Source organism: Mycobacterium sp. SMC-18 (assembly GCF_045310895.1).
Lineage (GTDB): Bacteria > Actinomycetota > Actinomycetes > Mycobacteriales > Mycobacteriaceae > Mycobacterium.
Genome location: NZ_JBJIAL010000005.1, coordinates 217,837 through 242,274, shown reverse-complemented (window position 1 = coordinate 242,274; position 24,438 = coordinate 217,837). Strand labels below are relative to the sequence as shown.

Sequence of the window (24,438 nt, the reverse complement as noted above, 5' to 3'; positions counted from 1 at the left end):
GGCCAGGGCGACGGATATTGCCGCTGCGCGCAGGTTCGTGTCGTCCGCGCCGGTTACTGTGGGGCGCGATGAGCGGAGTTTTCTCGCGTTTGGTCGGCCAGGATGCCGTGGAAGCCGAGTTGGTGGCCGCAGCGCGGGCGGCCCGGGGTGATTCGGCTCACAGCGGGCTCACAACCGGCAGCATGACGCATGCGTGGTTGATCACGGGGCCGCCCGGTTCGGGCCGGTCCATCGCCGCGGTGTGCTTTGCGGCGGCGCTGCAGTGCACTGCGGAGGCCGCCGAGGGCGGTCCGGGGTGCGGCGCCTGCCGCGCGTGTACGACGACCATGGCGGGCACGCACGCCGACGTCCGGCGCGTGATTCCCGAGGGGCTGTCGATCGGTGTCGACGAGATGCGCGCCATCGTGCAGACCGCGTCCCGGCGGCCCGGCACCGGCCGCTGGCAGATCGTCGTCGTCGAAGACGCCGACCGGCTCACCGAGGGCGCCGCCAACGCGCTGCTGAAGGTCGTCGAGGAGCCGCCGCCGTCGACGGTGTTCCTGCTGTGTGCGCCGTCGGTGGATCCCGAGGACATCGCGGTGACGCTGCGGTCGCGGTGCCGGCACGTGGCGTTGACGACGCCGCGGGCCGACGCCATCGCGCAGGTGCTGATGGACAACGACGGGCTGTCGGAGGCCGACGCGCGCTGGGCGGCGTCGGTCAGCGGGGGACACGTCGGCCGGGCGCGCCGCCTCGCGACCGATCCGGACGCGCGATCACGCCGGGAGCGGGCCCTGGGCCTCGCCCGCGATGCCGCGACGCCGGCGCGCGCGTACGCGGCCGTGGAGGAGCTGGTGGCGGCCGCCGAGACCGAGGCCATCGCGTTGACGGCCGGTCGCAACGAGGCCGAGACCGAGGAGCTCAAGACCGCGCTGGGTGCCGGCGGTACCGGTAAGGGCGCGGCGGGGGCACTGCGGGGCGCCGCGGGCGCGCTGAAGGACCTGGAGAAGCGGCAGAAGTCGCGGCAGACCCGGGCGTCGCGCGACGCGCTGGACCGCGCGCTGATCGACCTGGCCACCTATTTCCGCGATGCGCTGCTGGTGTCGTCGGGGGCGACGGGCGTGGCTGCGGCCAACCATCCGGACATGGCCGACAAGGCCGCCGCGATGGCCGCTCACGTGCCCGCCGACCAGCTGCTGCGGTGCATCGAGGCGGTGCTGGCCTGCCGCGAGGCGCTGGCCACCAACGTCAAGCCGAAGTTCGCGGTCGACGCCATGGTGGCGACCATGGGACAGGCGCTCCGGGCCGGACAACGGAACTGACTTTGGTTGCGCCGGACGCGTCCCGTAGACTCGTCCCGCCCCGCCTCGGTGGGGCGTGCCACCCTAGCTCAGTCGGTAGAGCAATTCACTCGTAATGAATAGGTCAGGGGTTCGATTCCCCTGGGTGGCTCCAAACTTGCAGGTCAGAGGCTTACAGCTTCTGGCCTGCACTGGTTTCTGGGCCGAATCCCGTATTTTCCCCGTAGAAACAGGTGGTTATCCTGCCTGACCTGCCCATTTGTCCAGTGTTGCCCGCACGTCCGGCCCGGTGGTTCGCCGCTGGGCATAGTGCTGTTCCGTAGTCGCCATCTGCGTGTGTGACAACTGGGCTTGCGCGGCCTCGATACCCATCTCGTCGCGGACCACCGTGGCCACCGACCTGCGGAAGCTGTGCGGCGTCACCCACCGCAACGATTCTGGGAGCGCATCGCGGAGCGCACTGCGAATATTCGACAGGCTGACGTACCCGCCGTCACGTGTAGCCAACACCGGCCCATCCGTCGACGCAGTCCGCCCCAGCAGTTCCGTGAGCACCGTTACGCCGAACTTCGGTAGCAGCACCGTGTGCGGGTCGGCGTCACCCTTGCGAGCATCCTGCCGGTGCACCGACTTGCCCGGTACGCGGCCGTGGTCGATAACAGTCCCGTTCACAGTGACGGTTGGCGGATCGCCGAGAAGGTCTACGTCTTGCCAGCGGATCGCCAGCACTTCACCCGGCCTTGCGGCGGTTGCCGCCAGCAGCTCCACGAACGCGGGCAGCAATACACCCCGTGGTGGGCCGCCACGCTGATGCGGCTGCGCATACATCTTCACGGCCTGGCGCACCTGCTCCAGTTCCAGAGCGGTCAGCCCGCGGGCCGGCTTCGGTTCCGCCTTGGCCGGCTTGGTCGCTGCGATGGGGTCGAACCGCACGACGTCGAACCGGGCCGCCATCTGGTACATGCCAGATAGGACGGTGCGCAGCAGTTCGGATTGCCGAGGCGGCAAGGTCTGTATGTGGGTGTTGGCGCGGCTGCCCTCGAGCTCGGCGATGCGCAGCGCCCCGAGCTCAGCGTCACCGTGCAGGCGCCATACCTGGCGGTACTGTGCTTCGGATTGCGGCTTGATTCCGTCCTCGGTTACCTTCGCCGATACCCACGTGTCGAATAGCTCGGAAAGCGTTGTGCGACCGTTGATTACTCCGACAGGGGCCGTGGTCTCTAGCTCGGTTTTGATGCGCCGCAACAGCATTCGGCGGGCGTCCTCGCTGGAACTGTATGACGTGGCTTCGCGCTCGCGTAATCTGCCGCTGTGCAGGCGCACGTAAACGCTTGCAATGTAGCGCTTTTGGCTCTTCCCGGCCTCATCTTTGAACTTCTCGACACGCTCGGTTATCCGCCCATGCTCACCGGGCTTCATCCGCTGTCTAGGCATGGCTGTCGTCCGCGGGATGTTCGATGCGTAGGTCCACCTCGGCGGTTGGGACACTGATTCCAAGTCGCTCACAAATAGCTTTGATCCGACGATTGAGCACAGCTATGTGTTCCGGGTTGTCCATCTCGTCTCTCGTTGCGATCAGCTCGTCTAGATCGCGCCACTGGTACAGCGTTTCGGTATTCTCTCGCCACTGCGTTTCAGGGTCTTCTGCCGCACCCAAACTATTGTTTCCGAGATAGCTATATATCCCCGAAAACCATTGTGCTGCATTGAATCCCGCAGCATTTCGCCCGGGCATAATCTCAAGAGCGCTCTGGTATGGGCCGGGATAGACGAGGTTCACCGGCGATGTGTTCAATGCAGCCGCGAGGATGATCAATTCGGCTAGGTCAACCTTGCCGGCCCGGTGGTTGCCCTCGATCCGGGCAATTGTCGAGCGCGTGATCGGATAACCAAGCTCCTTGGTTCGAGCTGACAACTGCACTGCAGTGAGGCCCTGCGCCACTCGAAGGCTGGCGACCGCCTGCCCGAATCGTTTGGACCCGGCCTCCTGCCACGCCTTCGCGTCCAGGTCAATGTTTGGCATTGCGCCATCTTCCCGCGATTTAGCTTGCATGTCCAAACTTTCTGTGCAAGTGTTTGGACTTGTACGGATTTAGTCGCATCCGTGACGCATAACCAAACACTAGGAGGGGCGATGCCACCTGGATTGCAAGACGAGATCGACAAGCTGAGCAGTCGGCTGTGGCCTGTGGAGGCCGTCATGGAGCGGCTGAGCGTCGGCAGATCGATGGTGTTCGAGCTGATGGCCAGCGGCCAGTTGCGCAGCACGAAAGTTGGTCGCAGGCGCCTGGTGTCCGAGGCCGCCATCAATGAGTTCATCGCCCGCATTGACGGTGCGGCCTAGATGAACACCACCCGCGAAAATGCCCCGGCCGGTGCGGGAACACCTGCCGGGGCGAACGAACCCGTCACTCACAAGATCGGAGATTCACCAGCCATGCTAGATCAAGATGTAACTTACGAGAAGGTCACCTGCACCGGGGACGTGTGGTGCGGCTGCGAATGCCACGCCTGCACGGTCAGCTTCGAGCACTGCGACCAGGCAGCTCCGCTGATTGTCGACAGCCTGCTCACCGAGGCCGACACGCTGCTCCCGACCCTGCTGGCCGAGTGACCGACACCACAGCAGGAGGCCGGCACGCGAACTTGCGTGCCGGCTCTCCGGCGTCCCGCGAAATCTCATGCACCGCTGTGTACCAACGACTTAAGCCGCTGCTGGGCGATCCCGGGCCGACGCTCGGCACCCCGGCGTGGCTCCAGCTCGACGACACCGACCCCGCCGCCTGGCGGTCCGTGCTCTGGGCCGCACTCCAATGGGCGGTCGCACAAGACGCACGACAAGAACACCTTGCCGAAGCATCCAAAACCATTGCCGCCGCCGAGAACTGGGCTGCAGTCGCCCGCTCGATCCACCGCCGGCAATCCGGCCTGTACATACCAAGGAAGGCATCGTGACAGCAATCGACTATGGCGACCGGCGCCTCGTCGTAACCCGAGGATCCCAAGTCAAAGCGAAGAGGTTGGTCTGGTGGGAATTCGGCCTCGTTCTGCAGTACGCCATCAACCTCCTGGCGGCCCGTGAAGGCAAAGGCAAGTCCACCGTCGCGTCGTCGTGGGCGGCGCGCGAAACCCGCAACGGCGGCGTCATCCTCTGGATCGGCACCGAAGAATCCCGCGAGTCCGCGATCGTCCCAAGGCTCATCGCGGCCGGTGCCGACATGGACCGCGTCATCTTCGTTGACGTCCAGACCGACCTCGGCACCGGCGCACTGGTGTTTCCGCTCGACCTCGTCCGCATCGAGGGTGTCATCCGCGAGCACAACGTCACCATGTTGTTCCTCGACCCCGCCAAGGCCGTCGTTCCGCCCGGATTCTCCGGCAACGACGACATCGCGGTACGCCAGTACCTCGAACCGATCGCCGCACTGGCAGACCGCTGCAAGGTCACCATCATCGGCCTGGCGCACTTCGGCAAGAAGCAAGGCGCCGACTCCGGGCAACTCATGCTCGGCTCCGTCGCCTGGTCCCAGGTGGCCCGCTGCGTCCTGTCCATCGCAGAAGACCCGGACAGTGGCGACCGCGTGCTGACGAACACCAAGGCCAACTACGCGGGCACGGACCGGTCAGTCGGATTCCGCATCGTCTCCACCAACGTCGAGACCGACGACGGGCCCACTGAAATCGGCTCGGTCGAATGGCTCGGCGATACCGACATCGACGCGCGGCACCTGCTCGCCGGCGATGCCCACGACGATGACGCCGGTGAGCGAACTGCGGCAGAGCACTGGCTGGAGGACTACCTGACAGCAAACGGACCCACTGCCTCGAAGATCGTAAAGAACGAGGCCGCCAAGGAGAAGATCAGCGACCGCACCCTCAAGCGGGCAAAGAAGGCTCTGGGCGTAACCGACCGATCCGAAGGGTTTCCCCGCGTCACGATCTGGGACCTACCCAGTCGGGCCAACGACAGTCAGGCCACCCCTGTCACGCAAGACGGTGGCCCAACTGGCCCAACTGAGCCTGACCAGCAAAAACAGGATGGCCCAACTGGGTCAGATTCCCAGTCGGGCCAAGCTTCTGCGTGTGGCCCAACTGAAGTCCCGACTGGCCCGTCACCGGCGGCCATGCCCAAGCGCAACAGGCCAGAGCCCCGCCGGCGCCACCGCACCATCGGCGGGCATCCCGTCGCGAGCTACCCGGCCTGCGCGGTATGCAGCAAGCCAGTCGTAGCCGGACAAGGTGACACGCACCTGTCCTGCAGCAAACAACAGGCAGCCTCATGAGTCGCCGTGTCATATTCGTGGACCCAGAAATCTGGACCAGGACCAAGGAGAACGCAACCATGCCCGAAGGCGAATATCAGCGCCTTGTCGCTTTCACTCGACTGCTCTCGGACGCATCGGCGGCACTGCGACTGAAGGGCCGCACCGAGGCCGCAGACATCCTGCACGCCGAAGCCGTCCACTTCGCCACCGAACGCGACATTGCCAGAGCGATGACAGATGTCGAACTCGACACCCCGGTGCAGACAGTCGACCTAGGCCGGTTGTCGGACGATTGAGATAGACTGTGTCCCAACAACTGAATGAAAGTAGCGGCGCGTTGCAGGGCGAAACCCACGGCGCGCATGGGCGAAATCCAAACTTCATATTGCCGGCAGGGCGACACCCACCGGAGTCTGTAACGAAACCATCCACCATGTGGACACGTCGTTACCACGCGAAAACTGGTTACCACCAACATTTTTCGGGCTCTGGGAGGGGCTCACAACATGGCAATGAAATCTCTTGCAACAGAACTCATGGAGCGCCGCAGCGTTCTCATCAACGAGGCCCGCGAAATCGCTCAGCGTGGCGTAGACGCGAAACGCGACCTCACCGACGCCGAGCAATCCGATTTTGATCAGCGCATCGCAGACGCCAACGCACTCGAGGCCCGTGCCAAGCAGATTCACGACGGTGAACGCGCCGCGCACGAGCTCGATGAGTCGTTCCGCAGCGTCACCGGCGCGTACCCAGGGCAGCCCAGCGCATCCGGCTGCCCGTCGCTGCTGGTGTCCCGCGACAACATCGCCAAGCACGCCGAAGCATTGCGCGAAGGCCGCGTATTCGGCGCCGTCGAAGAAGGCCGCGCCCTGGTGCAGGTGAACCCGTCCGCCGCCAACGCGTTGGGCGGCCCGCAAGCATGGGCGCAGGTCGGCCCACGCGAACCCCTGCATCTCATCCGCTTCGCCGGCATCCCAGTGCAGCAGCTGACCGGCGTGTCCGCTGTGATGCCCGCATTCACCCTGCCGGCCAGCGCCGCAGGCGTGAACGAGTCCACCGCGCACGGCGAATACGACTCGGTGGTCGACGTGCCGCTGTCAGCGCTGCGGTACGGCCGCTGGACGGCCGTCTCTGCCGCTGCACACCAATTCGACAGCCTCGCCGGAATCGCCAACCTGCATTCGGTAGGCATCGCCAAGGACCTCGACAAAAAGGCCGTTGGCGATATCCAGACCGCCGCAGGCACCCCAGTAACCTACGCCGCCGACATCGCCGGCAATGTGCGCAAGAGCCTGCTCACCGTCTCGGCCGCCGTGCTCGTCCCCGTCGATAGCCTCGTCATCTTCGGCACCCCGGGCGATATCGCGCTGCTCGGCGACACCACGCCCGCCAACGGTCCCGACGTCGGGTCTGTCACCGAGCGGTTCAACGGCGCCCGTCTCTATCCCACCAATGACGCCACCGCCGGCCAGGTGACCATCTTCGACCCGGCGTCCTTCCTGGTGTTCATGTCGCAGCTACAGAGTGCGAGCACGATCGACCCGAAGGACGGCAGCAACTCCTTCGGCTCGTGGTTGCACTCGACCGGCGTCGGCCAGGGCCTCACCGGCTCCGCGCAGGCCGTCTACACAGTCAGCCCGTAGTGACTGACGCTCGTTTCGGTGCCGGTCCACCCGCAGACGACGGGTGGCCGGCAACCGACGAATGGGCCGACGACTGCCAGCAACAAACACAGTCGTGGACGAGCCGCATCCAGAAGCAACTAAGCCACTGGTTCGGCACCGCCGAACAACCCCAGAACCAGACACCCGACTGGTTGGTTCAACCCCTAGACCATGTGCCGGGGCGTCAAACCCCGCTTTCGTTTCTCTTCGAGGGCAAGGCCAGTCACGACGGCCAGTGTGAGGCCAGAGCTGGACCTGCGCCCCGGCGCATACCCACAGGTCAGGGCATTTTTTAAGGGGCAAACACGCAGGTGAGATCTTGCTTTTCTCTCCCCGACCCTGAAACAAACGAGAGGAGCCTCGCAATGACCGCTCAGCGTGTCCCTGAGCCGCCGAAGGGCACCGGTCCCAGTGGCCGCGACCTGTGGCGCGACGTGCTCGGCAAATTCGAGCTGGAAGAGCATGAACAGGCGCTACTGCGTGAGGCGGTGCGCAGTGTCGACCAGCTCGACGTACTGCACGCCATCGTCAAGCGCGACGGCACCATCATCGACGGTCCCAGCGGACCACGGATGCACCCGGCCGCAGTCGAGGCCCGTCAGCTCCGTATCGCCCTCGCCCGTGTCATCGCCGCGCTGCGGCTGCCGGCCGACGACGACAGCACCTTGCAGCGGCCCCAGCGCCGCGTTGGTGTCCGAGGCATCTACAGCGTCAAGAAAGGATCTTGATGAAGCGACGCGAACCCGCCCCATCGGCTGGGGGATACCTATTCAACGGCAAGGTCTACCCGACCGAGGTCGAATACCTTGCGGCACGGGACAAATGGCAGGAGCGTCGGCGGCGCCTTCTGGCTGCTGTCACTGGTGACCGGGACTCGTGCGATGCGTAGGCGCGGGGAAGAGGACCGCGACCAGGTCCCAGACGAGCTGTTGGTGTTCGATGGCGACCCGTACCGCACTGCGACGGCGTGGCAGGCAGCATTCGATGAGTTCCACGACGCCCGCGAAGCATGGGCCAAGCAGCACGGTTTGGAGTCGTCGTTCGACCTGCCGCTGCGGTACGTCGGCCGCGACTGCCCGTTCGACCCTTCCCAAATCTGACCCCCGTTCGTTTCAGGTCCGCGCGCACCGCGAGACTTACATTGGCGGTCTCACCTGCGCTTGGCCGGCTAAAAAACGGCGGCAGGTTCAAGTACCGTCCTAGTCCGGCTCCCCGGCCTTGTGCTGATGCGCCCGCACCATGTTGTCGAGAATCTGCTGCTCGGCAGCGATGCGCGGATCGGTGTGTAGTGGGGCCGTGTCGAAGTTGGGTCCCGCGTGGATGACTGCGTCTCGCCAGTCGCCCCCAGGCTCACCGACCAGGGTGTACCGGCCTGTTTCGATTCCGTAGTTCCATGCGTGCTCCCAGGCGAGTTTTGGTGTGCCGTCGTCAGTCATTCGGTGCTCCCTCACTAGCTGTTACCGTCCACAGTCCGTCCGCAGTAGTTTCGGCTGGCCTACTCCGCATTTTCCCCGTAAAAACGCCCGCGACACGCCGCAATTCTGGGCAAATCTCCGCGGACGCACTGTCCGTCAATCATTTTGGTGCGAAACACTTTAACGGTCTATCGCGGACTGCGGCGGACCCTTCGGCCTTATGAATAGGTCAGGGGTTCGATTCCCCTGGGTGGCTCCACAACTTTTTCGCGCTACCGACGTTGGTCGGGGAGCGTGTGCGGGGCCGCGGACGGCGTCTCGGTAACCGGCGCCAACACGCTCGGGTCCACGTTGAACCGCGGCTTGCGCATCGGGACCGCGATGCAGCCCTGGGCCTTCCCGTCGACGTACGAGCATTTCGTCTTGTCGCCGTTCTTGTCGGTCGTCGTGCAGGCCTCGTACAGGTGTCCGTTCCCGACCTTGGTTTCATAGGTCTGGTTCGAACCCATGCAGTCGCTGCCAACCGTGGCGTTGGCGCCTGGCGCGGTCAAGATCGCCGGAACGGCATACAGCGCGGCAGCACTCAGCAGGGCGGCGAATGTCGGCTTGATCATCGAGTTCGTGGTCATTGCTGGATTTCCTTTTCGGGTGGCTGTGGATGGCTGGGCGGGGATTCAGGAGCGTTCGACCTGAACCGGGACGAGGTCACCGGTCGGGATGTGGGTGCCTTTCACGCCCGTCCTCGGCACGGTGATGCAGCCCTGCGGCTTGTGATCGACCTCGGTGCACTGGGTCTTGACGCCTTCTTTGTCGGTCGTCGTGCAGCTCTCGATGATCGAGCCGTTCGACCGAGTGCCGATGGCGAAGGTGCCACCGCCTTTTCCACAGCGGGTCGCCAAAGACTCTGCACCGGCGAGGGGCGTCGTCAGCGCCAGCGGAGCCACGTACAGCGCAGCCGTGCCGATGAGGGCGGCCAGTGCGATGCGCTTGCCGTTTGCGGTGCCGGTGATGGTCATGGGAGGTCTCCTTTCCGGTGGTCGCAGGCCCGGGCGGACTTGCCGACACAGGTAGGAGTGAGCACCGCCCCGGAAGGGGACAGTTTTTTCGGAAATACCTAGCGCGGCGCCAGGAACCCCACCGGCCCGGAGGCGACGCACACCGACAGCGCCGACGTGTTGGCCTTCACCTGGATCGCGGCCCCGGCGCCGGGCAGCCGGACGAACACCCGGTTCAGGCCGGGGTGTACCGGAACCCGGGCCTCGCGACCCTCCGGCAGGGACATGGTCAGGGAGCCGTCGCTGTTGGCGAGGTAGTTGATCTCGGCGGTCCAGTCGGCCGGCAGCAGCGGGCCGTCGAGCGGCATGGTGACCGGCGCGTCGGTCTGCACCAGGTAGCCGCAGTTCGGTGCCGGTCCCGGGGCGATCGTGCGGGTCCAGGTCACCTGGGCCGGTACCAGCTGGCCGGTCGCGGTGAACATCTGTAAAGAGGTTGTGCTGGAAGCGAATTCGGGGCGGTCGCGCAGCAAGGCGAACATGTGGCTGGCCAGGTTCTGCGGCCATGCCACGCGTTGCAGCACCAGGGGATCGACCTCCTGGTCCAGCAGTGGCACCCCGCGGGGCGCATGGGCCAGCGCTGCCTCGGCGTTGACGAGATAGGCGCGCGTCGGGTTGTCGCGCCAGCTGGGCAGGAACGTCGCCCACGAGTACAGGCTGCTGGCCACGAATGCCGTTGCGGCACAAGCGACAGCGCCGCGGCGCCGCGGGGAGTCGTCGAACCGCCCACTCCGGTTGGGTGCGCAGAACGCGACGGCGGCCAGCAGCGCCAGCACCACGACGAGATCGGACAGATAACGCAGCGTCTGTGCCAGCTCGAGGGCGGTGAACTTCGACGACCGCATCAGATAGATCGGCACCTGGCACGCCACCACGTATCCCACGGCGGCCAGCCACACCGGGCCCAGTCGCCGCTTCCGCAGCAGCGACACCGCAACCACGGCGGCGAGAACCAGCCAGCCGAGGACCATGACGACCGGGCCGGGCGTCGCCCACGGGGACGCCGGCGCCCAGCGTTGCCAGTCCCACGGCCCGCCGGCCAGCGTGGGCACCAGGCCGTGCGTGACGGACCGCGCCAGCAGTTCCCACGTCATCGCCAGGTCCAGCGTCCAGCGTTTCTGGTTGACCACCAGCAGGTAGACGCCGACCCAGCCGATCGTGATGGTCAGCAGCCCCAGCCACAGCCGCAGGCCGGCGCGCCACACCGTCTTGAGCGAGCCGGCCCCCGTCACGTACATCAGCAGCCAGCACACCGCGAACGCGGTGAACGGGATCACCGCGGACTTCTCGAAGAACAGCAGCCCGCCCAGGTAGGCCAGGCAGCCGGTCCACACGTACCGCGGATTTCCGGTGCGGACCAGCAGGATGGCGTCGGCGCAGACCCAGGCCATGGCCGCTGCCATCGGCAGCGCGTTGAGTCCCGCCGACCACCAGGCGAACGCCGGCACCCCCAGCGGCGTGAACAGTGCGAACGTCAGTGGCGCCAGCAGCACCGGCCGCCACCCGAGGATGACGCGCAGGGCGCGCACCAGAGCCACGGACGCGACGAGTTGCAGCACCACCAGGCTCACGGCCGGCCAGAACCACGTCAGCGGCGCCAGTCGCGTCAGCACCCCGGCGAGGAGGAATCCGGCGGGCATGACGTGCCCGTCGTGGTCGTTGAAGAGGAAGTCCGGCGACAGGAGGGAATGGGTGCCGGCCTGGCCGATCAGGATCAGGTCGTCCCAGTAGAAGTAGCCGCCGAATGCGAGGACCGCCCGCAGTATCAGCTGCAGCGCCACCAGCGCGGCGGCGGTTCGGGCGACCCAGTTCACTCTTGTCGACTGTACGGGGCGTCACGCAGCAACCGTCGGTATGGTTGCGCCGTGCGAACACTTGTCACTGGTGCTGCCGGGTTCATCGGATCGACGCTCGTCGACCGGCTCCTGTCCGAAGGACACGACGTCGTCGGGCTCGACGACCTGAGCAGCGGCAAGGTCGACAACCTCGCCCAGGCCGAGCAGAACGAGCGATTCGAGTTCGTGAAGGCCGACATCGTCGACGCCGATCTGCACGCCATCGTGGCCGAAGAGCAGCCCGAGGTGATCTTCCACCTGGCCGCGCAGATCTCCGTCGCACGGTCGGTGACCGACTCGCCGTTCGACGCCGGGGTCAACGTCGTCGGCACCGTGCGGCTGGCCGAGGCGGCGCGCAGCAACGGCGTGCGCAAGGTCGTCCACACCTCGTCGGGCGGGTCGATCTACGGCGTCCCGCCGGCCTACCCGACCAACGAGGACATGCCGGTAGATCCGTCGTCCCCGTACGCGGCCAGCAAGGTGTGCGGCGAGGTCTACCTCAACATGTTCCGCAACCTGTACGGGCTGGACTGCTCACACATCGCGCCCGCCAACGTCTACGGCCCGCGCCAGGACCCGCACGGTGAAGCCGGCGTGGTCGCGATCTTCAGCCAGGCGCTACTGGCCGGGCGGCCCACCAAGATCTTCGGTGACGGCACCGACACGCGCGACTACGTCTTCGTCGACGACGTCGTGGACGCCTTCGTCCGCGCCGGCGGGGAAGCCGGCGGCGGGCAGCGGTTCAACGTCGGCACCGGGGTCGAGACGTCGGTGGCACAGCTGCACACCGCGATCGCCGCGGCCGTCGGCGTGCCGGACACTCCCGAGTTCCACCCGCCGCGCCTGGGTGACCTGCGGAAATCGTGCCTGGACATCAGCCGCGCCGGTGCCGTGCTGGGGTGGAGCCCCAAGGTGCCGCTGGCCGAGGGCGTGGCCCGGACGGTGGACTTCTTCCGTCCCTGACCTGCGATTACGCAGAAAAAGATTGTAAGCACTCACTTTCTGTCCTAGTCTCACGTCATGACCTACGACGTGATCGTCAAAGACGGCTTGTGGTTCGACGGCACCGGCCGCACGCCGCAACTGCGCAACCTGGGTATCCGCGACGGCGTCGTCGCGACGGTGTCGGCACAACCACTTGATGAGACGGGCTGCCCCGACGTCATCGACGCCAAGGGCAAGTGGGTGACGCCGGGCTTCATCGACGTGCACACCCACTACGACGCCGAGGTGCTCCTCGATCCGGGCCTGCGGGAGTCCGTCCGCCACGGCGTGACGACGGTGCTGCTGGGCATGTGTTCGCTGTCGACCGTCTACGCCGAGAACGACGACGCCGCCGACCTGTTCAGCCGCGTCGAGGCGGTGCCGCGCAAGTTCGTCGTCGGCGCGCTCGAGCAGAACCGGTCGTGGTCCGGACCCGCCGAGTATGTGCAGGCGCTCGAGGCGCTGCCGCTCGGCCCGAATGTCAGCTCGCTGCTGGGTCACTCCGACCTGCGCACCTCGGTGCTGGGCCTGGACCGCGCGACGACCCCGAACGTCACCCCGACCAACGCCGAGCTCGAGACCATGGCGTCGCGGCTCGAAGCGGCCCTGGACGCCGGCATGCTCGGTATGTCCGGCATGGACGCCGCCATCGACAAGCTCGACGGTGACCGCTTCCGGTCCCGCGCCCTGCCGTCGACCTTCGCGACGTGGCGGGAGCGCCGCCGGCTGATCAAGGTGCTGCGCAAGCGCGGCCGCATCCTGCAGAGCGCGCCCAACGTCGCCAAACTGCAAGAGGCACTGAACTTCTTCCTCGAGAGCAGCGGCTGGTTCGGCCGTCGCCGCGGCGTGCGGATGAGCCTCTTGGTGGCCGCCGACGCCAAGTCGTCGCCCGGCGCGGTGTACCTGCTGGGCCCGGTGACCCGTCTGGCCAACAAGGTCCTGAATTCGAAGGTCCGCTTCCAGCACCTGCCCGTGCCGTTCGAATTGTATTCGGACGGAATCGATCTCCCGGTTTTCGAGGAGTTCGGTGCGGGCACCGCCGCGCTGCATCTGCGTGACCAGCTGGAGCGCAACAAGCTGATGGCCGACCCGGAGTACCGGCGCCGGTTCCGGAAGTCGTTCGACAAGAAGGTGCTGGGCCCGACCCTGTGGCACCGCGACTTCCACGACTCGACCATCGTCGAATGCCCCGATAAGTCGTTGATCGGCAAGAGCTTTGGCCAGATCGCCGACGAGCGCGGCATCCACCCGCTCGACGCCTTCCTCGACGTCCTGGTCGAGCACGGCGAACGCAACACCCGCTGGACCACCATCGTGGCCAACCACCGTCCCAAGCAGCTCGACAAGCTGGCCGTCGAACCGTCGGTGCACATGGGCTTCTCGGATGCCGGTGCGCACCTTCGGAACATGGCGTTCTACAACTACGCGCTGCGGATGCTGCGCCGCGTGCAGGACGCCGACAAGGCCGGCCGCCCGTTCATGACCACCGAGCACGCCGTGCACCGGCTCACCGGTGAGGTCGCCGACTGGTTCGGTCTCGAGGCCGGCACCCTGCGTCAGGGTGAGCGCGCCGACTTCGTGGTGATCGATCCCGCCGGCCTCGACGCCGGACTCGAGGCGTACCACGAGGATTCGGTGGAGTTCTACGGCGGCCTGAGCCGCATGGTCAACCGCAGCGACGCCGCCGTCGTGGCGACCGGTGTGGGTGGCCAGGTGGTGTTCCGCGACGGCGAATTCGTCGAGGGCTACGGGCAGACCGTGAAGTCCGGCCACTACCTGCCGGCGCGCGGCGCGAAACTGCCGGTGGCACAAGCGGTCTGACGTGGCCAGAACTCAACAGCAGCGCCGGGAGGAGACCCGGGCCCGGCTTCTCGACGCCGCGATCGCCACCATCGTCGAGGTGGGCTACGCCCGTGCCTCGGCGGCGGTGATCGCGCGCCGGGCCGAGGTCTCCGACGGCGCGCTGTTCAAGCATTTCGCCACCATGGGCGATTTCATGGCCGCCACGGCGCTGGAGGTCATGCGCCGGCAGCTGGAGCAGTTCAGTAAGCAGATCGCCGAAATCCCTTCGGACCGGCCCGCTCTGGAGGGCGCGTTGATCGCGCTGCGCGACATCAGCGGCAACGCCACCAACGCCGTGATGTACGAGCTGATGGTGGCGGCGCGCACCGACGAGAAGCTGCGGACGACGCTGCAGGGCGCCCTCGTCGAATACGGCCGCAACATCTACGAGACCGCGCAGGAGATGCCCGGCGCCGATCAGTTGCCGCCGGAACTGCTCATGCTGATCGTCGCCGTCATGGTCAACACATTTGACGGCGCGGCGCTGATCCGCGCCGTGCTGCCGCAGCCGGAACTCGAGGACGGCCGCATCCAGCTGCTGGCCACGATGCTGGGGAGTCTGGGCGTTCAGACCTGACGGATCGGCGGCTCGGGATCGGGCACCCGGGCGCCTTCCAGCGCCACCGCGCGGGCCAGTTGGGCGTAGCGCAGTTCGAGGTCCTTGAACCGCATGTAGGCGCTGATGGTCGTGAACAGGAACGCAATGACCAGCGCGTACAACAGCAGGTCGGCGCCGCGGCCGATGCCGAGCCAGTGCGCCACCACCGTCGTGTCGTTGGGGCGCAGGATCGCGTAGATGGCGCCGAGCACGAAGAACACGTAGCCGACCTTGACCCAGGCCCGGGATTGCGCGTTGCGCCGCGACGAGAACAGATAGGCCAGCAGCAGGACCACCGCGCCGATCAGTAATGCCTTGGTCCAGATCATCGGCGCAACCTCCCGCGCAGCAACCCGTCGACGATGATGTTGACGCCGTTGACCAGCGGCTGCCCCTTGGACATCGAATAGTCGGTGTACAGGATGTGCACCGGTTGTTCGGCGATCCGCCACTGGTTCTCCACGATCAGCGCGACGAATTCGCTGGCGTGGCTCATGCCGTTCATGGTCAGGTTCAGTCCGTCGGCCACCGTCTTGTTGAACACCCGCAGGCCGTTGTGCGCGTCGGTCAGGTGCAGCTGGCGGCTGGACCGGCTGAGTTTGGCGACGATCGGCAGCAGCAGCCGCTTGAGCATCGGCATGCGGTCGGGCGGCCGGTCGGCGAACCGCGTGCCGATGACGATGTCCAGATCCTCGGCCCGCAGCCGGTCGAGCATCCGCACGACGTCCTTGACCTGGTGCTGGCCGTCGGCGTCGAAGGTGGCGAAAAACTGTGCCCCGGGCCGTGATCGGGCGTATTCGACGCCGGTCTGGATGGCCGCCCCCTGACCGAGGTTCACCGGATGACGCACCACGTGGGCGCCGGCGGCAAAGGCGCGGTCGCCGGTGTCGTCCCGGCCGCCGTCGTCGACGACGACGACATTGGGGAAGACGGCGCGCACATCCGCGACGACGTCGGCAATGACGCTCGCCTCGTTGTACGCGGGGATGACGATCCAGACGTCGTGATAGAAGGACATGTTGCTGCCGAAACTACACGCTCAGGGGCGCCTGATCGCGCTCAGCGCGGCGAGGTGGACGACGATTCCGACCAGCGGTCCGCACATCAGCGCGACGATGGTGCGGGTCTGCAGGTCCAGCGGCAGCAGCAACAACAGTGCCGCGGCCACGGTGGCGCTGACCCAGCCGATCGCGTAGGCGCGGTGCAGCGCGGCGGCGACGGTCGCGGCCCCGGTCAGGGTCAGGAAGGCGATGGCGACGGCGCCGGCCGTCAGCCAGGCCAGCAGCGCGCCGCTCGCGGCGTACTCGGGCCCGAACAGCGTGCGCAGCAGCCACGGCCCGAGCAGCCCGGCCGCCACCACTGCCAGGGCGCCCAGTCCGGCGAGCACCAGGGTCGGCGTGAGTAGCGCGCGCAGCCTGCGGTTGTCGACGAAATGCGCGATCAGGTTGCCCTGCATGGCGGTCAGCGGGACCAGCAGCGGGGCGCGGGTCAGCGTCACCGCCAGGATGATGACGCCGCCGGTGGCCCCCAGGTCGCGGGACGTGGCCTGCAGCAGCACCGGGAAGCCCATCACCAGCACGGCGCTGGCGCCCGCGGCGGCGATCGAGTGCGCCGATCCCGTCAGGAACGTCCGCGGGGTGCCGGGCGTGTGGATGGCGGCGGCGGACCGGGCGACGTGGGAGGCCAGCAGCAGGATCAGCCACGACATCGACCCGGCGACGGTGGCCCACAGGTAGCCGTCGAGGCCCCAGCCCAGGATGAACGCCGCGACCGCGACGGCGACCCGGATACCCGCGTCGGTCACCATCAGCGTCCCGTACTGCGTCCAGCCGTCGGCCCCGGCCAGCACGCCGAGCAACGTGGCGTGCAGGCAGAAGCCGGCGAGGCCGACGCTCAGCAGTGTCACGCTCAGCGGGGTGGATTCGACGAACACGTGCGCCGCCCACAATGGGGCGGTGCCGGCGATCAGCAGGCCCGCGGCGACGGCTACGAGCGCGGCCACGCGGAGCGGCTGCAGGTGCGGTCCCGGCTGGGGCTCGGCGATGCGCGCGACGCGGACCTCACGGGTGGCCTCCTGCAGCAGTCCGTTGGCCGCGCCGGTGAACAACCCGAATGCGCCCCAGAAGACGCTGAACACCGAGAATCCGGCGGGGGCCAGATCGCGCGCGGCGAGGTACAGGATCGCGTAGCCGCAGAGCGCGCTGAGCACCGTCGCGACGGCGACCCGCGCCACACCGCTGGGTTTCACAGTGCCGGCAGCTCCGTCGTGTAGAGCCACGCGGTCCACAGTCCGCGCAGGGACTGGTCGGTGTAGTTGGCGGCCAGGCCGGTGAAGTCGTCGGTCAGCGCGGTCGAGTGCCGGTACCGGGTGGTCCAATCGCGCAGTAGCGCAAAGAAATTCGCGTCGCCGATGGTGCGCCGCAGGGCATGTAGGGTCAGTGCGCCGCGCTTGTAGACGCGGTCGTCGAACATGTCCTCGGGTCCCGGGTCGGCCAGCAGCAGGTTCTGCGGCAGGCCCCGGAGTTTCTGCAGATTGTGGGCGGCCAGCTGGTCGGCGGTGCGCCAGCCCGACTCCTCGGCCCACAGCCACTCCGCGTAACAGGCAAATCCCTCGTGCAGCCAGATATCGCGCCAGCGTCGTACCGTAACCGAGTTGCCGAACCACTGGTGGGCCATCTCGTGCGCGATGAGCCGCTCGGCGCTGCGGCGGCCGTCGCAGTGGTTGGCGCCGAAGATCGAAATACCTTGCGCCTCGAGCGGGATCTCCAGGTCGTCGTCGGTGACGACGACGGTGTAGCCGGTCGACAGCGGATACGGCCCGAACAGCCGGGTGAACAGCTGCATCATCTGGGGCTGGCGGCCGAAGTCGTATTCGAAGTTGCGGATCAGCCGCTGCGGCAGGGCGGCGGACATCGGCACCGGCGATTTGGCCAGGCGCACCGACTCGTAGCGGCCGATCTGCAGCGTGATCAGATAGGTCGACGTCGGCTCGGCGAGCTCATACACCCACAACGTCTGTGCCGCACGGGTTTTCCGGCTCACCAGCTCACCGTTGGCGACCACCCGGTATGGGCTGTCGGTGCTGATCGCGATGCGATAGCTGGCCTTGCTGCTCGGGTGGTCGTCGCACGGGAACCAGGACGCCGCGCCGTTCGGTTGCCCGGCAACCAGGGCCCCTTCGGTCAGTTCCTCGAAACCGACCGCGCCCCAGATGGATTTGATGGGGCGCGGGTTACCGCCATAGCGCACCGTCACCTTCATCGCGGCGCCGGCGGGCAGCTGGTCGGCCAGCGTGATGTGCAGCTTGCCGTTGACGGTGCGGAATTTGGCCGGTCGCCGTCCGTTGACCTCGACCTTGGCCACCGACAGGTCGTCGGACAGGTCCAGGGTGAACCAGTTCAGTGATGCCAGGGTGACCGCGGTGATGTGGGCGATGCCCGTCAGCCGGTTGCTCTCGACCTTGTATTCGAGGCTCAGCTCGTAGCGGGACACCCGGAAGCCGAAGTTGCCGTTGTTGGGCAGGTACGGATCGATCACCGGCGCAACGCTTTTGCGGTCCTTCTTGTTTGTCCGGGTCACGCGGCCTGCGCCTTTTGTCGGTTGCCGGACTTGCGCTTCTTGCCGACCCACGGGGCAATCGGGTTGCCCTGCCAGCGCGTCGAGGCCGGCACCGCGTCGCCGCGCATCACCAGGGAGGCCGGGCCGACGGTCGCGCCCGCGCCGATGCTGGCCGCGGGCAGCGCGACGCAGTGGGTACCGAGCGTCGCGCCCGCCTCCAGCACCACGGTGTCGAGCTGCATGATGCGGTCGTGGAACAGGTGGGTCTGCACCACGCAGCCCCGGTTCACCGTCGCGCCCCGGCCCAGCGTCACCAGGTCGGCCTCTGGCAGCCAATAGGTTTCGCACCACACGCCGCGGCCGATCGCCGCGCCGAGGGCCCGCAGCCACAGGTTCATCACCGGGGTGCCGCTGGCCGCGCGGGCGAACCACGGGCCGGCGACGGTCTCGACGAAGGTGTCGGACACCTCGTTGCGCCACACGAACGGCGACCACAGGGGGTGCTCGACGGCCCGGATGCGTCCGACCATCAACCACTTCGCGACCACGGCGATGGCACCGGCGATGGCGCCCGCATTCAGCAGGACCAGGCCGGCGCCCAATGCCGCCCACACCCAGCCCAATTCGCCCGCCAGGGCCTGCAGGACGCCGAGGACCGCGACGCCGATGCCGAACGTCACCATCACCGGGACGATCCGCAGGGTCTCGACCGTCGACCGCATCACCTTCAGGCGCAGCGACGGGTGGAAGGTGCGTACCGCGTCGGCTTCGGTTGGCTGGCGGCGCAACCGGATCGGCGGACTGCCCAGCCACGACGAACCGGCCTTGGCCTTGTGCGGCGTCGCCGACAGCACGGCGACCAGACCGTCGTCGGGGACGCGGCGGCCGGGCTGGGTGATGCCCGAGTTGCCGAGGAACGCGCGCCGGCCGACGGTCGCCTTCGCCACGTGAATCCAGCCGCCGCCGAGCTCGTACGACGCCACCATGGTGTCGTCGGCCAGGAACGCGCCGTCGAGCACCTCGGTGAATTTCGGGGTCAGCAGGGCCGTCGAAATCTCGGTGTCCTTACCGACTTTCGCGCCCAGGATTCGCAGCCACCACGGCGTCAGCAGGCTCGCGTAGATGGGGAACAGGTAGTTGCGGGCGGCGTCCATCAGGCGCTCGGTGGCCCACAGCTGCCAGCCCACCCGGCTGCGCACCGGGTGGTAGCCCTCGGTCAGGCCGAGGGCCAGCAGGCGCACCCCGATCACGGTCAGCGCGGCGTACACCGCCATGGCGACCACCGCGGCGACGGGCGTCCACAACGCGACCGGCAGGACTGCCTCTGGCAGCGAATGCGTATGGCGCACCGGCGGAATCAGCACCGCGAGTCCGGCCGCGAGGGCCAGGATCGGCAGTCCGCCGAGCAGCACCGAAGTCAGTCCGTACATCGCGACCCAGATGGGCGCGCGGCCCGGCCTCTCGTCGGGCCACGGGTGGTGGGCCTTGCCCGACTTCACCGCCGGCGAACCCTTCCAGTATTGCTTGGCCTTGACCTTGCCGATCACGCCGGAACCCGGTGCGACGTCGGCGTTCTTGCCGACCACCGCACCCGGCAGCAGCGTCGTCCGGGCACCGATGGTGGCGTCGTTGCCGATGCTGATGGGGCCGACGTGGAACAGGTCGCCGTCGATCCAGTGGCCGGTGAGGTCGACCTCCGGCTCGACCGAGCAGCGGTCGCCGAGCGTGAGCATGCCGGTGACCGGTGGCGTCGAGTGCAGGTCGACGCCCTCGCCGACGCGGTTGCCCAGTGCGCGGGCGTAGTACACCAACCACGGTGCACCGGCCTGGTTTTCGGCGCCGCTGGCCTCGCCCAGCCGTTCGGCGAGCCAGACCCGCAGGTGCTCGGAGCCGCCCCGTTTGTAGGTGCCCGGTTCCAGGCCGGACAGCAGGGCGCGGGCGGCGAACACGGCGATACCCATGCGGCCGATCGGTGTGACGAACACCAGGAACCCGACGAGGATCACCCACCAGTTCACGGTGTGGGCCCAGGGCAGCAGGTGCAGCGCGGCGGCGACGTTGTTCAGGATGGCCAGCCAGACGACCCACTGCATGCCGGCCAGCGTCGCGAGCGGGATGGCGGCGGCGGTCTGGATGAGCTGTGTCGTCAGCGGAACCGGTGTGACGCTTCGGGTTTCGACGAGCGGCGGCGGGTCGAGTTCGTCGAGGTAGCCGGCCAGTGAGCCCAGGCGCGGGTGGTCGTACAGGTCGGCGACGGTGACCTGTGGGTACTTCTCCCGCAGCAGCGAGACGAGCTGCGCGGCGGACAGCGAGCCGCCGCCGAGTGCGAAGAAGTCGGCGCCGGGTCCGTCGATCGGGGAGGCCAGCACGTCGCGCCAGAGCCCGGCGAGCCAGCCCATGGTGCCGTCGAGGTCGGGACTGTCGTCGGCCGCCGCGCCCGCCCCTTCGATGGGCCACGGCAGTGCGTTGCGGTCGACTTTTCCTGATGTGCGCGTGGGCAATTCGTCGACCAGGACGAGGCGCGGCACCAGCGCGGCCGGCAGCGACTCGGCAAGAGTCTTGCGGGCCTTGGTGATATCGAATTCGGGGTCGGCGCTGGCGATGTAGCCGACGAGCAGGGGAGTGCCGGTGGCGGTCTTGCGCACCGCGGCGGCACCACCGCTGACACCGGGCAGGTTGACCAGTGCGGCGTCGACTTCGCCGAGCTCGATGCGGCGGCCGCCGACCTTGACCTGATCGTCGGCACGGCCCTGGAAGTAGAGGCCGTCTGCCTCGAGCCGGACCAGGTCACCGCTGCGGTACGCGCGGCCCCAGCCGAGCGTCTCCATCGGCGCGTATTTCTCGGCGTCCTTTTCCGGGTCCAGGTAGCGGGCCAGGCCGACGCCGCCGATCACCAGCTCGCCGACGTCGCCGTAGCCGACCTGCAGGCCGTCCTTGTCGACGACCGCCAGATCCCAGCCGGGCAGCGGCAGGCCGATGCTGACCGGGCCACCGCCGAGCGGCGCGAGGCACGCGACGACCGTGGCTTCGGTCGGTCCGTAGGTGTTCCACACCTCGCGGCCCTCGACCGCCAGGCGCTCGGCGAGCTCGGGCGGGCAGGCCTCGCCGCCGAAGATCAGCAGCCGCACGGCCTCCAGGGCCTCGGCAGGCCACAGCGAGGCCAGCGTCGGGACCGTCGAGACGACGGTGATGTCGCGTGACACCAGCCACGGGCCGAGGTCCATGCCGCTGCGCACCAGCGAGCGCGGGGCCGGGACGAGGCAGGCGCCGTGGCGCCAGGCCAGCCACATCTCTTCGCAGGACGCGTCGAAGGCCACCGACAGCCCGGCCAGCACCCGGTCGCCCGGGCCCAGCGGACTGTCCTTCAGGAAGATTTCGGCCTCGGCGTCGACGAACGCGGCGGCGTTGCGGTGCGTCACCGCGACGCCCTTCGGGGTGCCGGTGGAGCCGGAGGTGAAGATGATCCAGGCGTCGTCGCGGGTCAGCGGGCGGCCGGCCTGCCAGCCGCGGGTCGAGCCGGGCCCGCGGACCAGGCCCGCCTCGGTGATGATGCCGACGACGCCGGCCTCGCCGAAGACCAGCGCGGCGCGTTCCTCGGGATCGTCGGCGTCGACGGGGACGTATGCGGCGCCGGTGGCGAGGGTCGCCAGGATCGACACGTACAGCGCGTAGCTGCCCGACGGCATGCGGATGCCGATGCGGTCACCTCGGCCGATGCCGCGCGCCGCCAGCCAGGCGACGCTCTCCTCGACGTCGGCGATCAGCTCGGCGTAGGTGAGCTGGACGGTGCCGTCGTCGATGGCGGGTGCATCGGGGTACTGGTCGGCCGTGGCGTAGAGGATGTCGATGAGGGTCCGGGCCTGCGGTGCGTTCGCCGAACGCACGTACTGCGGGGGGATCTCCTGATGCACGGGTACAAACTACTAAGGCTTGGCGAACGCTTCCTGGCGGCGGGCATGCCGTGGCGGCTTCGTTACCAGTTGTTGTAGCCGCCTTCAGGCCCGAGCATGCGCTCCAGCCGGGTTCGGTTGATGCGGGCCAGCTCGTTGCGGACCACCTTGCGCTCGGTCTCGTGGTCGTTGTGCATGCGGTCGGCCATGTGGGTCAGCACTTCGTGGGCGCTCATGGCGCCGACGAACATCACGAAATCGAAGCCGAAGTGGTCCCGGTAGGTCGCCGCATGCGCGGTCAGGGTTGCCATGAGATCGGGGTCGCGGTCGCACACCGCGCACTGTTCGAACTGTGAGCGGGCGCTGCCGGGGCGGCGGCCGAGCTGCGGATAGGCCTGCAGGATCGCGTCCACCGAGGAGTCGCCGAGCGCGAAGAGGAGGTCGTCCGCCCGCCGGAACAGGTGGTCGTGGTCTTTGTAGGCGCGTCCGTCGGCGAGGCTGCCGGCCAGGGGCACGCTGTAGCAGCATTCGTACAGTGCGTGCACCGCCCGCTGCTTCGGCATGGCGTTGAACGCGTCGAGACCGATTCCCTGATGCATCAACACATAGACATCATCGAATCTGCAGGGTACGGGCAGATTTCCTCGTGTTACAGCGGGGCAAATTCATTTATCTGGGGTCTGGCGCGCATCACAGGTATCCGATAGAGTCGAACGTATGTTCGAAAGCTCGTTGATGGACCTCGCCGCCGACGAGGCGGCGTTGTCGGGTCGCATGGCGGAGCTCGAACGGGTCAAGGCGCGTGCGGCGGCCCAGCAGGCCCGGATTGCGGCCGAACTGGAGTCGCGGCGGGTGGCCGCTGCCCGAGCGGGTGGGCCGCGGGTGTCGCGGGCCGCGCTGGGTTCGGAGATCGGGTTGGCGCGGCGCGAGTCGCCGCATCGGGGTGAGCGGTTGATGGCGATGGCCCGCATCCTGGTCGCGGACATGCCGTGCACGCTGGCCGCGTTGGAGTCGGGTGTGCTCTCCGAGCACCGGGCCGAGCTGATCACCAAAGAGGCCGAGTGCCTGTCGGTGTTGGATCGCCGGCTGCTGGATGCCGAATTGTGCTCGGACCCTGCCACCCTCGACGGTAAGGGTGATGCCGAGATCACCGCCGAGGCCAAGCGGATCGCCTACCGGCTCGATCAGGAGGCGATCGTGCAGCGGGTGCGCCGCGCGCCGGCCGGGCGTCATGTCCGGTTCCGGCCTGCTGGTGACGGCATGGCCACCGTGAGCGTGCGGCTGCCGGCCGCCGAAGGCCGCGCCATGCATACCGCGCTGTCCGATGAGGCGGCGAGCACGCTGGCCTCGACACTGCCGGGCACGACGGTACCGGCCGGGTTGGGCCGCACCCACGACCAGATCATGGCCGACGTGATGGTGCAGCGGGTCACGGGCCGCAACCCGGTGCAGTCGCCGGTGCCGGTGACGGCGAACCTGGTGCTCTCGGATGAGACCCTGCTCGGCGGTGGCTCAGAACCGGCGCATCTGGAGGGATACGGGCCGATCCCGGCCGAAATAGCGCGGGATCTCGTCGTGGTCGGCGCGCTCGATGCGCAGGGCGCGGCCGCGGTGCGGCGCCTGTACGCCCAGCCGGGCACCAACAAGCTGGTGGCGATGGAGTCGAAATCCCGGGCGTTCCCGAAAGCCCTGGCCCGGTTCATCGCGTTGCGGGATCAGATCTGCCGGACCCCGTACTGCAACGCCAGGATTCGGCACACCGACCACATCCGGCCGCGCGCGCAGCATGGCCCGACCAGCGTGCACAACGGTCAAGGCCAATGTGCGCACTGCAACTACGTCAAAGAAGAACCCGGCTGGCACGCGGCCACAACCTACGACCGGCACGGCCGCCACACCGTCACACTGACCACTCCGACCGGTGCGGTCTACACCTCTGCCGCGCCGCCGATGCCGACAGGACTGCAAATCCTGACCCGCAGGGTCCATCTCGCGATCATCGACGAGGGATCGCGCCCGCGAATCATGCGCAACTAGCCCTGATGTGTGGCGACT

General features: G+C 67.7%; 24 protein-coding genes, 1 tRNA gene and 1 pseudogene. 14 read left to right on the top strand and 12 right to left on the bottom strand.

The features are described from left to right. Window positions 1–68: 68 nt before the first annotated feature. Both ACJH6J_RS07035 and ACJH6J_RS07030 read left to right on the top strand, forming a co-directional pair. The gene (locus tag ACJH6J_RS07035) at window positions 69–1,301 is read left to right on the top strand and encodes a DNA polymerase III subunit delta' (RefSeq protein WP_318985387.1); all 1,233 of its coding nucleotides are present in this window, start codon (window positions 69–71) and stop codon (window positions 1,299–1,301) included. A gap of 57 nt (window positions 1,302–1,358) precedes the next feature. After that, window positions 1,359–1,434, top strand: a tRNA-Thr gene (locus tag ACJH6J_RS07030). Between the two features lie 83 nt (window positions 1,435–1,517). Here the strand turns inward: ACJH6J_RS07030 and ACJH6J_RS07025 are convergent. Continuing rightward, the gene (locus ACJH6J_RS07025; protein ID WP_406774074.1) at window positions 1,518–2,714 is read right to left on the bottom strand and encodes a tyrosine-type recombinase/integrase; all 1,197 of its coding nucleotides are present in this window, start codon (window positions 2,712–2,714) and stop codon (window positions 1,518–1,520) included. Beyond that, complete coding sequence (locus tag ACJH6J_RS07020) at window positions 2,707–3,333, bottom strand: helix-turn-helix domain-containing protein (RefSeq protein ID WP_406774075.1); 627 nt, start codon at window positions 3,331–3,333, stop codon at window positions 2,707–2,709. Before ACJH6J_RS07020 ends, ACJH6J_RS07025 begins: the two co-directional genes overlap by 8 nt. Window positions 3,334–3,414: 81 nt before the next feature. On the opposite strand from ACJH6J_RS07020, the gene ACJH6J_RS07015 reads away from it, so the two are divergent. The 8 genes from ACJH6J_RS07015 to ACJH6J_RS06980 all read left to right on the top strand — a co-directional run bounded on the left by ACJH6J_RS07015 (window position 3,415) and on the right by ACJH6J_RS06980 (window position 8,309). Continuing rightward, window positions 3,415–3,624, top strand: coding sequence for a helix-turn-helix domain-containing protein (locus tag ACJH6J_RS07015; RefSeq protein ID WP_406774076.1), 210 nt, complete (start codon window positions 3,415–3,417; stop codon window positions 3,622–3,624). Next, the gene (locus ACJH6J_RS07010; RefSeq protein ID WP_406803742.1) at window positions 3,625–3,894 is read left to right on the top strand and encodes a hypothetical protein; all 270 of its coding nucleotides are present in this window, start codon (window positions 3,625–3,627) and stop codon (window positions 3,892–3,894) included. Beyond that, window positions 3,783–4,235 carry a DUF2742 domain-containing protein gene (locus tag ACJH6J_RS07005; protein ID WP_406803732.1) on the top strand — a complete coding sequence of 151 codons (453 nt, stop codon included), beginning with the start codon at window positions 3,783–3,785 and terminating at the stop codon, window positions 4,233–4,235. Before ACJH6J_RS07010 ends, ACJH6J_RS07005 begins: the two co-directional genes overlap by 112 nt. Then, the gene (locus ACJH6J_RS07000) at window positions 4,232–5,563 is read left to right on the top strand and encodes an AAA family ATPase (RefSeq protein ID WP_406803731.1); all 1,332 of its coding nucleotides are present in this window, start codon (window positions 4,232–4,234) and stop codon (window positions 5,561–5,563) included. Before ACJH6J_RS07005 ends, ACJH6J_RS07000 begins: the two co-directional genes overlap by 4 nt. A 59-nt stretch (window positions 5,564–5,622) precedes the next feature. After that, window positions 5,623–5,841, top strand: coding sequence for a hypothetical protein (locus ACJH6J_RS06995; RefSeq protein ID WP_406803730.1), 219 nt, complete (start codon window positions 5,623–5,625; stop codon window positions 5,839–5,841). Window positions 5,842–6,057: 216 nt separating this feature from the next. Next, window positions 6,058–7,188, top strand: a complete 1,131-nt coding sequence (locus ACJH6J_RS06990; protein ID WP_406803729.1) for a hypothetical protein — start codon at window positions 6,058–6,060, stop codon at window positions 7,186–7,188. 386 nt (window positions 7,189–7,574) lie between these two features. Continuing rightward, window positions 7,575–7,937, top strand: a complete 363-nt coding sequence (locus tag ACJH6J_RS06985) for a terminase (protein ID WP_406803728.1) — start codon at window positions 7,575–7,577, stop codon at window positions 7,935–7,937. 153 nt (window positions 7,938–8,090) lie between these two features. Continuing rightward, window positions 8,091–8,309 (top strand): hypothetical protein, encoded by a 219-nt coding sequence (locus tag ACJH6J_RS06980; RefSeq protein WP_406803727.1) that lies wholly within the window; start codon window positions 8,091–8,093, stop codon window positions 8,307–8,309. Window positions 8,310–8,408: 99 nt separating this feature from the next. Here ACJH6J_RS06980 and ACJH6J_RS06975 read toward each other — a convergent pair whose 3' ends face one another. The 4 genes and pseudogenes from ACJH6J_RS06975 to ACJH6J_RS06960 all read right to left on the bottom strand — a co-directional run bounded on the left by ACJH6J_RS06975 (window position 8,409) and on the right by ACJH6J_RS06960 (window position 11,576). Beyond that, window positions 8,409–8,645, bottom strand: coding sequence for a hypothetical protein (locus ACJH6J_RS06975; RefSeq protein ID WP_406803726.1), 237 nt, complete (start codon window positions 8,643–8,645; stop codon window positions 8,409–8,411). Window positions 8,646–8,896: 251 nt separating this feature from the next. After that, window positions 8,897–9,253 carry a hypothetical protein gene (locus ACJH6J_RS06970; RefSeq protein WP_406803725.1) on the bottom strand — a complete coding sequence of 119 codons (357 nt, stop codon included), beginning with the start codon at window positions 9,251–9,253 and terminating at the stop codon, window positions 8,897–8,899. A gap of 45 nt (window positions 9,254–9,298) precedes the next feature. Then, window positions 9,299–9,640: a hypothetical protein gene (locus ACJH6J_RS06965; protein WP_406803724.1), complete on the bottom strand. Its 342-nt coding sequence runs from the start codon at window positions 9,638–9,640 to the stop codon at window positions 9,299–9,301. A 98-nt stretch (window positions 9,641–9,738) separates the two neighbouring features. Beyond that, window positions 9,739–11,576 (bottom strand): annotated as a pseudogene (locus ACJH6J_RS06960) (hypothetical protein). Here ACJH6J_RS06960 and ACJH6J_RS06955 point away from each other — a divergent pair. The 3 genes from ACJH6J_RS06955 to ACJH6J_RS06945 are packed head-to-tail and all read left to right on the top strand — an operon-like array spanning window position 11,542 to window position 14,914. Next, a complete protein-coding gene (locus ACJH6J_RS06955; RefSeq protein ID WP_406803723.1) occupies window positions 11,542–12,474 on the top strand; it encodes an NAD-dependent epimerase/dehydratase family protein in 933 nt (310 codons plus the stop codon). The pseudogene ACJH6J_RS06960 and the gene ACJH6J_RS06955 sit on opposite strands and share 35 nt — an antisense overlap. A gap of 57 nt (window positions 12,475–12,531) precedes the next feature. Next, window positions 12,532–14,316 (top strand): amidohydrolase family protein, encoded by a 1,785-nt coding sequence (locus ACJH6J_RS06950; protein ID WP_212807312.1) that lies wholly within the window; start codon window positions 12,532–12,534, stop codon window positions 14,314–14,316. Between the two features lies 1 nt (window position 14,317). Beyond that, window positions 14,318–14,914, top strand: coding sequence for a TetR/AcrR family transcriptional regulator (locus tag ACJH6J_RS06945; protein WP_020100950.1), 597 nt, complete (start codon window positions 14,318–14,320; stop codon window positions 14,912–14,914). On the opposite strand, the gene ACJH6J_RS06940 is transcribed toward ACJH6J_RS06945, so the two are convergent. From ACJH6J_RS06940 to ACJH6J_RS06915, 6 genes are all read right to left on the bottom strand, one after another. Next, entirely contained in the window at window positions 14,905–15,264 is a 360-nt protein-coding gene (locus tag ACJH6J_RS06940) for a DUF2304 domain-containing protein (RefSeq protein ID WP_212807311.1), read from the bottom strand. The two genes, ACJH6J_RS06945 and ACJH6J_RS06940, sit on opposite strands and share 10 nt — an antisense overlap. After that, window positions 15,261–15,953, bottom strand: coding sequence for a glycosyltransferase family 2 protein (locus ACJH6J_RS06935; protein ID WP_212807310.1), 693 nt, complete (start codon window positions 15,951–15,953; stop codon window positions 15,261–15,263). Before ACJH6J_RS06935 ends, ACJH6J_RS06940 begins: the two co-directional genes overlap by 4 nt. Before the next feature lie 21 nt (window positions 15,954–15,974). Beyond that, window positions 15,975–17,213, bottom strand: coding sequence for a hypothetical protein (locus ACJH6J_RS06930; RefSeq protein WP_371824494.1), 1,239 nt, complete (start codon window positions 17,211–17,213; stop codon window positions 15,975–15,977). Continuing rightward, a complete protein-coding gene (locus ACJH6J_RS06925; protein ID WP_406774087.1) occupies window positions 17,180–18,514 on the bottom strand; it encodes a M1 family metallopeptidase in 1,335 nt (444 codons plus the stop codon). The genes ACJH6J_RS06930 and ACJH6J_RS06925 overlap by 34 nt, the downstream gene beginning before the upstream one ends. Then, entirely contained in the window at window positions 18,511–22,404 is a 3,894-nt protein-coding gene (locus ACJH6J_RS06920) for a Pls/PosA family non-ribosomal peptide synthetase (RefSeq protein WP_406803722.1), read from the bottom strand. Before ACJH6J_RS06920 ends, ACJH6J_RS06925 begins: the two co-directional genes overlap by 4 nt. A gap of 62 nt (window positions 22,405–22,466) precedes the next feature. After that, window positions 22,467–22,988 (bottom strand): 2-oxo-4-hydroxy-4-carboxy-5-ureidoimidazoline decarboxylase, encoded by a 522-nt coding sequence (locus tag ACJH6J_RS06915; protein WP_318985393.1) that lies wholly within the window; start codon window positions 22,986–22,988, stop codon window positions 22,467–22,469. A 112-nt stretch (window positions 22,989–23,100) separates the two neighbouring features. Between ACJH6J_RS06915 and ACJH6J_RS06910 the strand changes: the two genes are divergently transcribed. Then, the gene (locus tag ACJH6J_RS06910) at window positions 23,101–24,420 is read left to right on the top strand and encodes a DUF222 domain-containing protein (RefSeq protein WP_135356440.1); all 1,320 of its coding nucleotides are present in this window, start codon (window positions 23,101–23,103) and stop codon (window positions 24,418–24,420) included. Window positions 24,421–24,438: the final 18 nt, after the last annotated feature.